Origin of the sequence: Belliella filtrata (assembly GCF_022549775.1) — a bacterium.
GTDB classification, from domain to species: Bacteria; Bacteroidota; Bacteroidia; order Cytophagales; family Cyclobacteriaceae; genus Belliella; species Belliella filtrata.
This window is the reverse complement of the sequence record NZ_JAKZGP010000010.1, coordinates 16,054-29,428: the sequence shown is the minus strand read 5'-3', so window position 1 is coordinate 29,428 and position 13,375 is coordinate 16,054. Positions and strand designations below refer to the sequence as shown.

The 13,375-nt window shown below is 37.6% G+C and carries 14 protein-coding genes and 1 pseudogene; 10 read left to right on the top strand and 5 right to left on the bottom strand.

The window, feature by feature from the left end; genetic code table 11:
- Nucleotides 1–336: 336 nt before the first annotated feature.
- Nucleotides 337–2,694, top strand: a complete 2,358-nt coding sequence (locus MM239_RS06015) for an ABC transporter permease (RefSeq protein WP_241347301.1) — start codon at nt 337–339, stop codon at nt 2,692–2,694.
- A 172-nt stretch (nt 2,695–2,866) separates the two neighbouring features.
- On the opposite strand, the gene MM239_RS06010 is transcribed toward MM239_RS06015, so the two are convergent.
- Both MM239_RS06010 and MM239_RS06005 read right to left on the bottom strand, forming a co-directional pair.
- Nucleotides 2,867–3,850, bottom strand: a complete 984-nt coding sequence (locus MM239_RS06010) for an NAD-dependent epimerase/dehydratase family protein (RefSeq protein ID WP_241347300.1) — start codon at nt 3,848–3,850, stop codon at nt 2,867–2,869.
- The gene (locus MM239_RS06005) at nt 3,847–4,692 is read right to left on the bottom strand and encodes an SDR family NAD(P)-dependent oxidoreductase (protein ID WP_241347299.1); all 846 of its coding nucleotides are present in this window, start codon (nt 4,690–4,692) and stop codon (nt 3,847–3,849) included. Before MM239_RS06005 ends, MM239_RS06010 begins: the two co-directional genes overlap by 4 nt.
- A 258-nt stretch (nt 4,693–4,950) precedes the next feature.
- Between MM239_RS06005 and MM239_RS06000 the strand changes: the two genes are divergently transcribed.
- From MM239_RS06000 to MM239_RS05985, 4 genes are all read left to right on the top strand, one after another.
- A complete protein-coding gene (locus tag MM239_RS06000) occupies nt 4,951–6,081 on the top strand; it encodes a hypothetical protein (RefSeq protein WP_241347298.1) in 1,131 nt (376 codons plus the stop codon).
- Nucleotides 6,082–6,192: 111 nt separating this feature from the next.
- The gene (locus MM239_RS05995; protein WP_241347297.1) at nt 6,193–6,774 is read left to right on the top strand and encodes an RNA polymerase sigma-70 factor; all 582 of its coding nucleotides are present in this window, start codon (nt 6,193–6,195) and stop codon (nt 6,772–6,774) included.
- Nucleotides 6,775–6,777: 3 nt separating this feature from the next.
- Nucleotides 6,778–7,749, top strand: a complete 972-nt coding sequence (locus MM239_RS05990; protein WP_241347296.1) for a FecR family protein — start codon at nt 6,778–6,780, stop codon at nt 7,747–7,749.
- 26 nt (nt 7,750–7,775) lie between these two features.
- A complete protein-coding gene (locus tag MM239_RS05985; RefSeq protein WP_241347295.1) occupies nt 7,776–9,560 on the top strand; it encodes a carboxypeptidase-like regulatory domain-containing protein in 1,785 nt (594 codons plus the stop codon).
- Nucleotides 9,561–9,685: 125 nt separating this feature from the next.
- Here the strand turns inward: MM239_RS05985 and MM239_RS05980 are convergent, their stop codons facing one another.
- Nucleotides 9,686–9,841 (bottom strand): aldo/keto reductase, encoded by a 156-nt coding sequence (locus MM239_RS05980; protein WP_241347294.1) that lies wholly within the window; start codon nt 9,839–9,841, stop codon nt 9,686–9,688.
- 388 nt (nt 9,842–10,229) lie between these two features.
- Here MM239_RS05980 and MM239_RS05975 point away from each other — a divergent pair, with 388 nt between their 5' ends.
- Both MM239_RS05975 and MM239_RS05970 read left to right on the top strand, forming a co-directional pair.
- Entirely contained in the window at nt 10,230–10,589 is a 360-nt protein-coding gene (locus MM239_RS05975) for a hypothetical protein (protein ID WP_241347293.1), read from the top strand.
- Nucleotides 10,590–10,681: 92 nt separating this feature from the next.
- Nucleotides 10,682–11,071 (top strand): annotated as a pseudogene (locus MM239_RS05970) (DUF805 domain-containing protein).
- A 401-nt stretch (nt 11,072–11,472) separates the two neighbouring features.
- On the opposite strand, the gene MM239_RS21155 reads toward MM239_RS05970, so the two are convergent.
- Together MM239_RS21155 and MM239_RS05965 are read right to left on the bottom strand one after the other, a co-directional pair.
- Nucleotides 11,473–11,709 (bottom strand): DUF4870 domain-containing protein, encoded by a 237-nt coding sequence (locus tag MM239_RS21155; RefSeq protein ID WP_394801487.1) that lies wholly within the window; start codon nt 11,707–11,709, stop codon nt 11,473–11,475.
- A gap of 12 nt (nt 11,710–11,721) precedes the next feature.
- Nucleotides 11,722–12,009, bottom strand: a complete 288-nt coding sequence (locus MM239_RS05965) for a helix-turn-helix domain-containing protein (protein WP_241347291.1) — start codon at nt 12,007–12,009, stop codon at nt 11,722–11,724.
- A gap of 131 nt (nt 12,010–12,140) precedes the next feature.
- Here MM239_RS05965 and MM239_RS21150 point away from each other — a divergent pair, with 131 nt between their 5' ends.
- The 3 genes from MM239_RS21150 (at nt 12,141) to MM239_RS05955 (ending at nt 13,340) form a co-directional block, all read left to right on the top strand.
- Nucleotides 12,141–12,326, top strand: coding sequence for a winged helix-turn-helix transcriptional regulator (locus MM239_RS21150; protein ID WP_394801485.1), 186 nt, complete (start codon nt 12,141–12,143; stop codon nt 12,324–12,326).
- A gap of 16 nt (nt 12,327–12,342) precedes the next feature.
- Nucleotides 12,343–12,516 carry a winged helix-turn-helix transcriptional regulator gene (locus MM239_RS05960; protein WP_241347290.1) on the top strand — a complete coding sequence of 58 codons (174 nt, stop codon included), beginning with the start codon at nt 12,343–12,345 and terminating at the stop codon, nt 12,514–12,516.
- A gap of 110 nt (nt 12,517–12,626) precedes the next feature.
- On the top strand, nt 12,627–13,340 hold the full coding sequence (locus MM239_RS05955; protein ID WP_241347289.1) for a VOC family protein: 714 nt from the start codon (nt 12,627–12,629) through the stop codon (nt 13,338–13,340).
- Nucleotides 13,341–13,375 lie beyond the last annotated feature (35 nt).

Here is a 13,375-nt window from a genome sequence, read left to right as displayed (position 1 = left end):
AGCACCTATTAGAAGTTGAAATGTTGTATGTTAGGAGTTTGGCATATAGACATCTATAAAAATCCAAAGAACGTGAATGATTTTGAGGTTCCACAAAATAGAGCCTGCATTTAAAGCCTAATGATAATATCTAGTTTAAAATGCATATTGAAAATAGAATAAAAATGCCCCTTTGCGGACGTTATTGTTCACCACAGAACGGCCTTACAAACAGAAAAAACTATTTCTTACTGATTATCAGTATGTTAAAACAGGAATGGAATTGGAGTTTCAAGTCAATGTGCTAGTTAAAGTTTGGCACCAATTCATAATTTGCTTATCTATAGGGCTTGTAATATGTTAAAAAACTACCTTAAAACTTCTTTTCGAAACCTTGTTCGACACAAAGGATACACTTTAATAAACACTTTAGGACTTGGAATAGGACTTGCGACATGCATGTTGATTATGTTATGGATACTTGATGAATGGAAGTTTGATAGATTTCATTCCAAATCTGATCAAATATATGCCGTAATGATCAACAACACTTATCCTGACGGAGACATCAGAACACATGGAGCCACCTCATCTAAATTGGCTGAAGCTATCTCGCAAGAGATCCCAGAAATTGAATTAATTGCCCGAACTAGCATGAGTACGGACTTACAAATTAAGTTCGAAGAAAACTTGTTCCTTGAAAATGGAATCTATGCTGAACCCAGCTTCTTCGACATCTTTAGTTTTCCCTATTCCAAAGGTGGCAACAGTGACATAAGTAAAAATCAAAGTACAATCGCCATCTCTGAAAAATTAGCAAACAAGCTTTTTGGTGATCAAAACCCCATAGGGAAGTTTGTGGAAGTAAATAAAAGTCTCCTAACTGTCGACAAAGTATTTTCTAACATTCCTACTCATTCATCTTTGCAGTTTGACTTTGTACTTCCATTTGAATCCTTTCTTACAGAGAATCCTTGGGCAGATCATTGGAAAAGTGGTGGAACACGGACCTACGTGACTCTGCAATCAGAAAATGATGCAGTAAGCACTAACCTCAAGCTTTCCAACTTGATTTCCAAAAATTGTCCTGACTGTAACAGTACCCCATTTTTGTTTCAATATTCGCGAACAAGACTATTTTCCAAATTCAAAAATGGTCATGAAGCAGGAGGAAAAGTAGAAAATTTAGTTCTATTCGGATTGATTGGATTGATCATATTGGTGATGGCAAGTATAAATTTTACCAATCTCGCTACGGCTAGAGCTTCTACAAGAGGAAAAGAAATAGGTGTTCGGAAAGCAATAGGTTCAGGTAGGGCAAAATTAGTTATCCAATTTTTATTAGAAGCAGTTATCTTATCATTTATGGCACTTGCTATTTCATTAGTCCTAGTCAAATTGCTCTTGCCTGCATTTAATGAGATCACTGGTAAAAACATTACTTGGAGAGCGTTAGATCACTTATTTCTGCTTGGTAGTGTATTACTTACCTTACTTTGTGGACTGCTTGCCGGAGTATACCCAGCCTTTTTCCTTTCCTCTTTCAAACCTGTGGCTATAATGAAAGGAAACTATTCAAGTTTACTCAAAGGAGCAAACCTGAGAAAATCTCTAGTAATATTTCAACTTGTGTCATCTGTTACTTTAATAGTTTGTAGCTTGACCATATACAAACAGCTTGATTACATTACCAAAAAAGACCTCGGGTATACTAAGGAAAACATTATCATCATTGATCCTCAACAAGAGGTTCTGAGCAATCCTGAGATTTTCAAACAGGAGTTATTGAACTTCCCAGGAATACAAAGTGCTGGTTTCGCTGGTAGTGATATTTTAACTGTACCAATTACTACTGATGAGATCTCTTGGGCAGGAAAACCAGAAGGCAGTACTGCATTCTTCAAACTTCTACGCTGCGACAGTGACTTCTTATCTACAATGGATATCCCTTTGGTAGCAGGTAAGAACTTTTCAATGGGAACACCTCAAACATCAATGTATCTCATTAACCAAAAAGCCACTGAATTGATGGGTATAAATGCCGATGACGCTATTGGAATGGAATTGGATGTATGGCAAGGTACGGGACAAGTGATCGGTGTAACTGAAGATTTTCACAACAACAGTTTAAGAGAAGATATAGAGCCTATGGTATTCCTATATGCTACAGATGTGGGCTTTCATTATTACATTAAGACTACTGCTGGATATGATACTGATGAAATTCTAAACCACATCGATAAAACCTTAAAGAAGATCAGTCCTGATCACCCCTTTAACTATAGGTTTTTAGATGAAGCTTTTGAAAGCTCGTATCACATGGAAAAAGTTATGGGTAAACTCTCGGTAGGCTTCACCATCGTAGCAATGCTCATTGTATGCTTGGGGCTTTTTGGTCTTGCTTCCTTTACTGCAGCCAAACGCATCAAGGAAATGGGAGTACGAAAAATCTTTGGTGCTTCTACTAGTCAATTATGGGTGCTACTTTCCAAAGATTTCGCTACACTAACCTCCATTGGTTTGCTTATCGGTCTCCCGATAGCTTGGTATATAGCAAGAAGCTACCTGTCAGGATTTGCTTATCACATCCACCTTGAATTGGGCGTTTATTTGTTCACTGCCCTGGGATTAATGGCGATAGCCTTACTCACCGTTACCTTTCAAACGCTAAAAGTAGCTCTTAACAACCCTGTGCATTCTTTAAGAGACGAATAAAATCAATCATCAACTTTCTGGAACAATGGCCACCATTGACTAGAATTCCAAATCAAGAAACACGAAGAATATCATGAACTAACCAATCTCACAAGATAATTTGCAACTATAGCGCCATCATTTTTCTTTAGAACTTGGTATTGAATAAGATTGCTCAAAAGTAGCATCCTTGCTATTCAGAGTTCTTAAGTTTACCTGAAAACCATTCAAGAGCATCTCCGACAGCCAAAGTAACTGGCGTAGGTTGATATTTGAAATATTTACTTGCTTTTGTACTTGAGTAGTAATTTCCTCTCCCTAGAACCCTAGCACTAGAAAGGTTAAATTCTGATTTATTGTTTTTTAGTATTTGAGTAATCCATGCAGCAGTTAAAAATAACCAACGCGGAATACAGACAATCCTGCTAGTTTGCTGAGCCTGATGAGATAGAATATTAAAGAACTCTTTATAGCTAAGGTTTTCTCCACCAACAAGGAACCTATCTCCTGCGAGTGTTTCATGAAGTGAACGTACAACAACTGTAGCTACATCCATCACATGGACAAAATTTTTCCCACCTGGAGGTGCGAAAATTATTTTTTTACCCAAGCCATGACTCAAAATCCTCCCAGAACTAGGCTTGATATCATAGCTGCCTAACATAAAAGTAGGATGTATGATCACTGCATCCAGTTCATCTCTCACAACATGCTCCAAGACCAGCTGCTCTGCTAAGTATTTGCTATTGAGATAATGTGATCTAAGATGAAAGTCCTTAAAATCATTCAATTCAGTTCCTGGAGATACTTTATCCCCCGGACTAAGCGTATTGGCTGTGCTGATATAAATAAATTTAGAGACCTTCAACGCTGAAGCAACTTTAAGCATGTTTTTAGTTCCTTCGATATTGATTTTTTCAAAATTTGAATAGTCATTTTTTGGATCTACATAAATAGATGCCGCATGAATCACTGCCTCACAACCGCTCATTGCACTGAGGATCTCATGATGATTTTCTACACTTCCATATACCATATCACAAGGCAGACCATTGAGTCCACTGACATCCGTTGATTTCCTTACCAAGCATACGGGCTTATATTGAGCAGCTATTAATGCCCTGACTACATTACAACCCAACAAGCCTGCCGCACCAGTTACCAATACTTTTTTCATGTTGGAATTGTTTGAGCGTTCCAGTTTCCTTTAATTGGTTCATTTTCAATATCGATCTCCTTTTTCACCCCCTGGGTAATAAGCTTTTTGACTATCCCACTGGGTAGCAACTTCATAAATAAGTAGGTGAGTTTATTCCCCAATCCTGGTATTATTACCGCTTTACCTTTTAAAGTGGCTTGAAGAGAGGTCTGGGCTACTTTAGTGGTACTTTCTAAACAGAATCGAGCAATATTTCCTTGCTTTACAATTCTACGACAGGAATCTGAGTTTGTTAGCATTGGTCCAGGATGAACAGTAGAAAAAGAAACTCCAGCATTCCTATATTCTTCTCTTAGCCCAAGTGTAAAGGCATAGACAAATGCTTTAGATGCAGGATAGACATGCTTATACCCAATAGGTGCAAATGCCGCAATGCTCGAGATATTCATCACGTAAGACCTCTTAGAAGACCTCATTAATGCAGGAATCAGTTTTCTTGTCAATAATGTCATGGTGATAACATTCAATTGAAGCACTTTATCAATGTATGCTACAGAAGCGGTTTCGAATGCTCCTGATCCTCCACATCCAGCATTATTGATTAGCATTTCTAGTGATGGAAGCTGATCTGTATAAGAAGCCAACAGGTCTATACTTTCAGCATCTAATAAGTCTATCTCAAATACCTTGACTGAAACATCGTAGGTTTGCTCGATTTGATCAGCTAGCAAGTATGTGCCTGATTGAGGTAATGAAACTAAAATCAGATCAAATCCGATTGCTGCAGCTTCAATTGCCAGGGCTCTGCCCAGTCCCTTACTTGCTCCTGTGATAAGAGCTGTTTTTCTTGTTTTACTCATTTGTATTAGTTAAAACTTCAAATTTTTTAAGAATCTCTGTTACGTCCAATTTGACCATACACAATAATGACAATCGAGTCAGCATATACCCTATGTAAAAAAATATAAAAATTAGACTAAGGGTAAACAGGTGATCACTTGTCATCATAATAACAAGGAAAAGACAGCGTCCCAAAAATCATCAAAATACACTCATCAGCAAACAGTTAAAACACTATTTCATACAACAATTTAAAACACCTCTTAAAGTTAAAATCTATGAGAAACTTAAACTTACAATTACTAGCACTAACATTACTAGGGTTTCTATCATTTAGCTCACCCATCACTGCACAACAATACAGCCCAGCTCATCTTGGTATTTTTTATCCCATCAGTACTCATGGAAAACATGCTCTAGACTATTATAATAACCTAAGCATACATGCTTTGACGGGACTTAGTGCTGGTGAACAAGGATTGGGTATCTATGGTATTGCAGGAATTGTAAAAGGAAACACCAAAGGGGCACAAATAGCCGGAGTGTGGTCGGATGTTTCTGGAACGATGCAGGGAATACAAATCGCTGGCGTGATGGGAAGAGCTCAAAATGCAAATAAAGGCACTCAGATTTCAGGCGTACTTAGTAGCTCATCAACTAATAGCCCCCTGCAAGTTTCTGGTGTGGTGAATCTAGCTCAAGATACAGCAGGAACTCAAATCGGAGGTATTGCCAATGTCTCTGGTACTGTACAAGGACTTCAAGTGAGTGGTCTGGTAAATAAGACTGGAAATATAAAAGGATTACAACTTGCAGGACTTATCAATATAGCAAAGGAAGTCAAAGGCTCACAAATATCAGGCTTGATCAACAAGGCAGACAAAGTAAGTGGACTACAGTTTGCAGGTCTGCTAAATGTTGCCGACAGCAGTGATTATCCTCTCGGGATCATCAACATAATAAAATCCGGAGAAAGAAGAATCGGTCTGGGTACTGATGAAAACTTATCGACAACAGTGAGTTTTAGGTCTGGAAGTAAAAAACTCTATGGAATCATAGGAATTGGAACGAATGTATGGCTACAAGATTTACCAGTGGTTTTAGAGGCAGGCTTTGGATATAGATGGGTTTCTACGCCTATCTTTACCCTAGAGCTTGAAGCGTTTAACCTTTACGCTGGTAATTTTGGACAATCAGAATATTTCAAATCTGGTGTTAGAATACATCCAGTCTGGAACTTATCTCACAAAGTACAGGCTTATGCAGGACCTTCCTTGAACTTCACACAGACTCACCTCAACCAAGGTGCAACATTAAATGGTGTCAATATTTGGTCGCATAATGGTCGCCATGGACATCATGCAGTAAGCGTAGGACTATCTGCAGGGGTTCACATTAGGGTTTACTAATGTCTTTCCTTTTCAAAATTTCAAGTATCCCTAAAGAAGTTACAAAACAGAAACATTAATGATTTTTATAAAGATATCCTATATTTAGACACTGTGACAAAAAGAGAGCTTGTGAATAACGATCATCGCTTACCCATTGAGTCTATTGATTTGACAGATGATGGGGTCTTTGAAAAAATTTTCAAAGACCACTATCAACCCCTTCATTCCTATGCTTGGAGTTTGATCAAAGATTCTGAATCAGCTGAAGAAGTAGTACAAAATCTTATGATGAAACTATGGGAAAAAAGGGCAACCGTCTCGATTCATGTTTCTGTTAGATCCTACCTCTTCAGGTCAGTATATCATGATTGCATGAATTATCTGAAGCATGAAAAAATCAAAATGAAACACAGAGAAATCAAACAAAGAGAATGGGAGTCTGATCCATCAGTAGGCATGGAATCATCAGAAGGCCAAGACACAGAGCTTATGAAAAAACTGGAGCAATCCTTAGAACTATTGCCTGCAAAGTGTCGTGAGGTGTTCCAGTTAAGCCGATTCGAAACCTTGAAGTATCAAGAAATAGCCGAAAGGCTAGATATTTCAGTCAAAACAGTGGAAGCACATATGTCTAAAGCGCTAAAAACGCTCCGTATAGAACTCGCTGATTTCTTAATGCTTTTATTGGTCATCATTTCAAAATGGAACTAGGTTATGAATGAGGATATATTAATAAAATATTTGTTGAGAGAAACGACCCCCAAGCAAAATGCTGAAATTGAATCGTGGATAAGATCAAACCCCGCTCATACCAAGCAATTTGAAGATATGCGCAAGGTTTGGGAGATCAGTGCCAAACTCACTACAAAAAGTACAATAGACGTGAATGAAGCCTGGGAAAGATTCACCATAAATAGGAGCGAGGCAATAAAACCATCCAAAGGAAACTCAAGGAAGTTTATACGACCCTATTTCCAAATTGCAGCAGCTGTATTTGTCATCTTACTAGTCAGCGTATTTGCAGTTTCTCTATTACCACATGGTGGAAGGGCTGGCATCCTTCCTGTAGCCTTGACTGCTGATTCAAACACTGTTCGGGAGACTTTACTCGATGGATCCATCGTAACCCTCAATAAAAATTCAAACATGTCTTATAAACAAAGCTTCCTTGGAAAAGAAAGACTGGTAGATTTGAAAAAAGGGGAAGCGTACTTTGAAGTAAAAAGAAATGCTAAAAAACCCTTTATTATTCAAACTGAGGATGTCGAAATCAAAGTTCTAGGAACTTCATTCAATGTAAAAAAAACAGAAACACTTACTACAATATCAGTTAGTGAGGGATCTGTCAATATAGCATCAGGAATTAATGAAGTTATCCTTTTGGCAGGAGAAAAAGCAACTGTGCTCCATACAACTGGCGAAATCAAAAAATCCAAACAAGAGGATCAATTGTTTCAGTACTATGTAAGCCGTATCTTTAAGGCCGATAATCTACCCCTTACAAGATTGATCGAAGTATTGAATGAAGCCTACGGAACAAATATCATGATCCAATCAGAAAAGTTGCAGAACCTCACCATTACAAGTGTACTTAAATACGATTCTTTAGATGAAAACCTAGAGGTGATCAGTAGGACTTTGAACATAAAGGTCACGCGTGAAAATGGTAAGATTATATTACATTGAACTATAAAGTAAAGCATAGAAAAATCATGCTGTCAAAATATGGAAGCGTCGTTTGCCTTCTCAGCCTTGGGTTGTTTCTGACAGTATGCCCACTGTTTGCCCAAGGGTACTTACAAAAAAGTATTTCCTTATCCTTAAAGGAACAAAGTACAGTAAGAACTGTGCTTGACCAAATAGCCAAAGACCAGAATTTCTATTTTTCTTACCAAAGTAATCTTATCAACTTGGAAGCGCATAGCAATCTACCCAATGAAGTCAACAAAGTAAAACTTGAGTCCCTACTTCTGGCGATGTTTGGTAGCGCTTATGAGTTCAAAGAGTTGCCTGGGTATGTCATCATACGCTATGCCCCCGGGAAATTGGACCTAGATGCTGCAATCAATACAGGGAGGAACCATCTTAGTATCAAAGGAAAAGTTTCAGATCTACAAACAAATAAAGGTGTTTCCTTTGCGAGTGTATATGAGAAAAATGGTTTTGTTTCTACGCTTACTGACCATGAAGGAAACTTTGAACTTAAGGTCAAACAAGCCACTCATCCTGCTGTGTGGCTGACACTAAGTAGAGAAGATTACAGAGATACCACATTTGTAATATTGCCAGAGATCGAAGTTAGCTTAAGCAACAACAGGAGAATGCTGCGATTCATTCCTGAAGATGAAAGTGCTATACAAGCACTTGAAAACAGCTACTTTGGCAGGATGTTTATCAGCTTTAGGCAACGCATGCAGCGAATAAACCTAGGTGGCGTATTTGCAGAAAGCCCAATTCAAATGTCCCTAACTCCTGGATTAAGTTCACAAGGGATGTCCAGTAGTCAGATGATAAATCATTTTTCCTTAAACCTGCTGGGAGGATACACTGCAGGAGTAGAAGGAGCAGAAGTAGCAGGCCTCTTTAACATTAATCAGCGAGATGTAATGGGTTTCCAAACGGCAGGAATTTTTAATGCAGCAGGAGGAAGTGTACAAGGATTTCAGTCAAGTGGAATCTCCAATATGGTCTATAAAGACGTCAAAGGTTTTCAAGTTGGAGGAATTTACAATAGGGTAAAACAAAATGTGGATGGTTTTCAAGTTGCTGGCTTAATTAATCATACTGATAGTCTCGCTCAAGCGCAAGTAGCAGGACTTTACAACCTGACAGGTAAGTCTGAAGTTCTTCAAATCTCAGGATTAGGGAACGTATCAAAATCAGATGCCAATGGAATTCAGCTCTCTGGCCTATACAATCAAACCTATGGTCGTTCTAGACATCAAGTAAGTGGCCTTATCAATCGAACAAAAGTAGCAAAAGGAATACAGTTCTCAGGTGTTCTCAACATAGCCGATTCAAGTGATTATTCAATAGGTATTGTCAACCTAATAAAGAATGGTAAAAAGCGGCTTTCACTCAGCACAGACGAATTTTCACATCTTCAACTAACATTTCGATCAGGAGGGCGCAAAACTTATGGCGTAGTAGGGATGGCATACGCTCCATGGTTTACTGAAACCAAATTTGCCCCTGAATTAGGGTACGGAATACACTTGATAGATAAAAAAATCTACACTATGGACTTAGAATGGGTAAATAAATTGGTCACCGACTTTGCAGGGAATTATGACCATATCAGCTCATTTAGGTGGCTACATGGCATATTAATTCATGATCATTTAAGCATTCTTGTTGGCCCTTCGATGAATTTCAGCATTGTAGATCATGCGCCAAACAAAAGAATCCCTGGCTATCTACTTGCCGAGCGGCATACACAAGACACAAACTATGGTTTGCATCTTGGTATGCTTATAGGTGTTCAATATCAATTTTAGTAAGTTTTATACTCGAGATGATCATAACTCATTCCAACTCCGCTGACTTGGCCCAAATAATCAGTCCTCCATCTGTTGCATAGCGATCTATGGCAGCTGGTTCCTCTTCAGTAAAGAAAAAATTCTCAATAGCACCAACAAGCTACTACTTGATCAGCTATACTAGCCCCAATCAGTACTGTTGTCATCCTTCCATTATTGAGCACCCATGCTATCGCCATTTGTGCCAAGGTCTGTCCTCTTTGTTGTGCAATTTCATTTAATGCTTTAATTTGTTTCAACTTTTTTCAATCCATTAAACTAGAATCAATATCTAAAAGGTCTCTTCAAGCTTTTGCATATACCAAGATACTTGACAACTGGTGTCAAATGATTTTTTTGATTGAATGAATTTGCCTTGTTTTGGATATAAGGTTGAAGCCATTAATTGAATTTACTTCAATGTTGAGATAAACTACAAGTTTCAATTGAAATTGAATATAGCACCTGTTAGAAATTAAGATGATATATGTTAAGAATTTAGCGCATAGGCATCTATAAAAATCCAGAAAACGAGAATGATTTTGAGGTTCCACAAAATAGATAGTGCATTTAAATAATGGGCATTCATTCAAGTACAATTATAAATGATATTCAATATCCAAAACCCTTAAAGATATAAGTATCCTAATGAAGCCTGTTAGATTTAAATACAAAGAACAGCCTGGTGACTTATTCAGGAATACTGATATTGTTCCCCTTCCTAATCCTCAAGAGGACTTGGAAGGATTTTTAGTGCAGTTTCTGAAGAACTATCAATCAGATAAAAGAGTAACTTATATGGATGATTTATATAAACTCCTTCATAATGATTTTATCAATGAGGCAGATAAACAACAATTTATAATTGCCACCGGAATTAAAACCGATAGAGAGACTGAAACTGAAATTCAAAAAATTGAAAATGAGTTGATAAGTGAAGCATACTCAAATTTCTACCATTTTGTTCTTACTAAACAAATTGAAATTATTGCAAATAGCAATGGATAATCATTGATTGAAAGAAGAAACGATTGTTGCCTTACTTAGAATCAAGGAAATTGGAACCAGAAAAATATTAAAGCTTGCAGTGATCATTTGGGATGACTTGTTCCGATTTGTCGGATTGGTATTTAAAGGTATTAAAACAGTATGCTGACTTTACCGGAAGAGCAAGAAGGACAGAATATTGGATGTTTGCATTGTTCAATATTATTTTCGCAAGTGTAGCAATGATTTTGGACAATGTATTGGGTATTGCTGTGCAAAGCGTTGGGTATGGACCTTTGTATGGGCTTTACGTCTTAGCATTGTTTATTCTTGGGTTAGCCGTTGCTGTTAGACGTCTTCACGATGTTGGGAAAAGTGGGTGAATGTTCCTAGTAGTCTTAATACCGCTTGTGGGTGCAATTTGGCTATTAGTCTTATTCTGCACAGAAGGTCAACATGGTAAGAATAAATGGGGATTAAACCCGAAGGTGGAATCAGTTTAAAAAGGATTGTGCTATTCTGTCTTATTATCTTTTGGCAATAGTTAGACAGTAAACCAGTCCATTTTTAGCTTAAATAGAAAAGACCTTGTACCGATCACTTTCGGTAAGCGCTGATTGAGGGATTCCTCTATTTTAGTTCTGAGCAAATTTCCAATCAAAATACACTTTCCATAGTCGGGAAATTCAGGAAGAAACTTACCGAAAATATCGATTAATGAAATCTTTTCCTGCTGAATTAGCGTTGCTATTTCAAATGCAGCGAACTGTTTACTGCCCTAAAGTGCATTGACTGAATTAATTGCAAGTGTGCAAAGCACGATAAGGAATAACATATAGGTTTTTTCATAGTATTATAAGTAATAAGGTTTGTGAGTTAATGTAAACAATCTCAGGAGATAAGACTATTCCTGCTTGAGAAAACGAATACTCAACAGGTATTTATAATCCTGATGACTTGTTACCTTCATAGCGTTTATGGAAATAACAACCTGACTGAATAGCGCTAACAAAATTAAAGGTGAGATAAAGATCACGAAGGGAAACATGTCGAGCGATATGCTCAGTTGAAAATTGATCACATCAATGGCGTGTTTACGAATATCTTTGACCTCATCACGTTTACATATCCATATCAGAATGGGTGGAAGAATTTAAAGGAACAAGCCGCTTAAGTGCAGCAGAGGCAACCATTTACTGTTGGCTTCTATATCAACTGTATCTAATTCATGCTCACTGTTGGCTAAAACTGCAAATTCAACCTCTATAGCTACTGCAAAGGATTGAAGTATGTACGCATGTGGGTCTACATCGCCATTTTCAATACCTTGAATGGTTCGTACTTTGATATCCGTCTTCGCAGCTAATTCCTCCTGCGTGATGCCTTTCATTAACCTTAGCCCTTTAATTATCTGTCCAGTTTTCATAAATAGTTTTTTCATAATTAAAGATAGGTTGGTCTCCTAACGCTTTAAAAATTGTATTTAATAAAGAATTCTTTAGTACTTAACCACGCTTTAGTCGTAATTGTAAAAACTGAAACCATAATTAAACATCAGTAGTAGATATACTTATGAAAGAATTTTTACACAACAACAGAATTTATTATAACCCGATTGAGTTTGCAATGGCACATATAGGCGGTACTTGGAAAATTCCAATCTTGCTGTGCCTTCGGAACGGTTCGGTACGCTATGGCGATTTGAAAAAAGCAATACCACACATTTCGGATAAAATGTTGTACACACATTTCGGATAAAATGTTGTACACGCAATTGCGGGAATTGGAAGAAAAAAATATGATTAAACGTCATGCCTTTTTAGAAAAACCTCCTCGTGTAGAATATCAACTAACCGATAAAGCGGAAAAAGCCTTACCTGTCATAGATCAATTGACCGAATACGGTATCTTTTTAATGGAAGAAGCTGATATTGATACCTGTTTATAATAATTACTATTTAAGCCTTTTAGGTATTTTTTGTTATATACGAAAAAGTATATAAAAATGGTCGTTCCTGCCAAAGTGCTTAGGTTTGCACTGAGCAAAAAAGTATAAAAATGGAACAATTGAAACAGCAAAAAGAGTGGATGACGATACCTTCGCTTCCTTGTGTAGATATCGAAGAATCACTTTCGTTCTGGGAAATATTAGGCTTTGAAATTACTTATAAACAAACTCGTCCCTATCAATATGGAGTTGTAGAGCGCGGTGGTTTCGAGTTGCATTTTGGTCGGGTGAAAGGAATGGAAGCCGAACGTAACTTATACAATGGCTGCTTGATTATGGTACACGATGCTGAAAAAGTGTACGAGGAATTTAGGCAGCGCTTTAAGGAAAATATGGGAAGGATTCCGCATTCGGGACTACCGAGAATTTCGAGAATGAAGCCGGGAGCAACACGGTTTACACTGACCGATATTTCCGGCAATTGCATTATTTTCATTAATTATGGAGAAGAGGATCAGGAAACTTGGGAGAAAGCTGACGACAAAAACCAAACACCATTACAGAAATCAATAGCAGTTGCCATAAGGTTTAGAGACTATAAAGAGGACGAAAAAGCAGCAGCTAAAACATTGGATGTGGCATTGAGTAAGGCTGGGAACGAAACACCTACTGATATTGCCGAAGCCTTGTTGATACGGATGGATTTAGCCAACGTTCTAAATGACTTGCCTCGTGTAGAAGATTGTAGAATACAATTAAGTCAAGTAGATTTGCCAGAAAAAGAAATAGAACTGCTAGCAAAAAAACACGGTGTCAAACGATGAACCATTGTAGCACAAAAATAACTAAGAAATGAACG

Excerpts from the sequence above, each read along its gene's own strand:
- MM239_RS05955 (WP_241347289.1), top strand. The coding sequence starts at position 12,627 with ATGGAACAATTGAAACAGCAAAAAGAGTGGATGACGATACCTTCGCTT.
- MM239_RS05985 (WP_241347295.1), top strand. The coding sequence starts at position 7,776 with ATGCTGTCAAAATATGGAAGCGTCGTTTGCCTTCTCAGCCTTGGGTTG.
- MM239_RS06015 (WP_241347301.1), top strand. The coding sequence starts at position 337 with ATGTTAAAAAACTACCTTAAAACTTCTTTTCGAAACCTTGTTCGACAC.
- MM239_RS21150 (WP_394801485.1), top strand. The coding sequence starts at position 12,141 with ATGAAAGAATTTTTACACAACAACAGAATTTATTATAACCCGATTGAG.
- MM239_RS05990 (WP_241347296.1), top strand. The coding sequence starts at position 6,778 with ATGAATGAGGATATATTAATAAAATATTTGTTGAGAGAAACGACCCCC.
- MM239_RS05965 (WP_241347291.1), bottom strand. The coding sequence starts at position 12,009 with ATGAAAAAACTATTTATGAAAACTGGACAGATAATTAAAGGGCTAAGG.
- MM239_RS06000 (WP_241347298.1), top strand. The coding sequence starts at position 4,951 with ATGAGAAACTTAAACTTACAATTACTAGCACTAACATTACTAGGGTTT.
- MM239_RS06010 (WP_241347300.1), bottom strand. The coding sequence starts at position 3,850 with ATGAAAAAAGTATTGGTAACTGGTGCGGCAGGCTTGTTGGGTTGTAAT.
- MM239_RS06005 (WP_241347299.1), bottom strand. The coding sequence starts at position 4,692 with ATGAGTAAAACAAGAAAAACAGCTCTTATCACAGGAGCAAGTAAGGGA.
- MM239_RS05975 (WP_241347293.1), top strand. The coding sequence starts at position 10,230 with ATGAAGCCTGTTAGATTTAAATACAAAGAACAGCCTGGTGACTTATTC.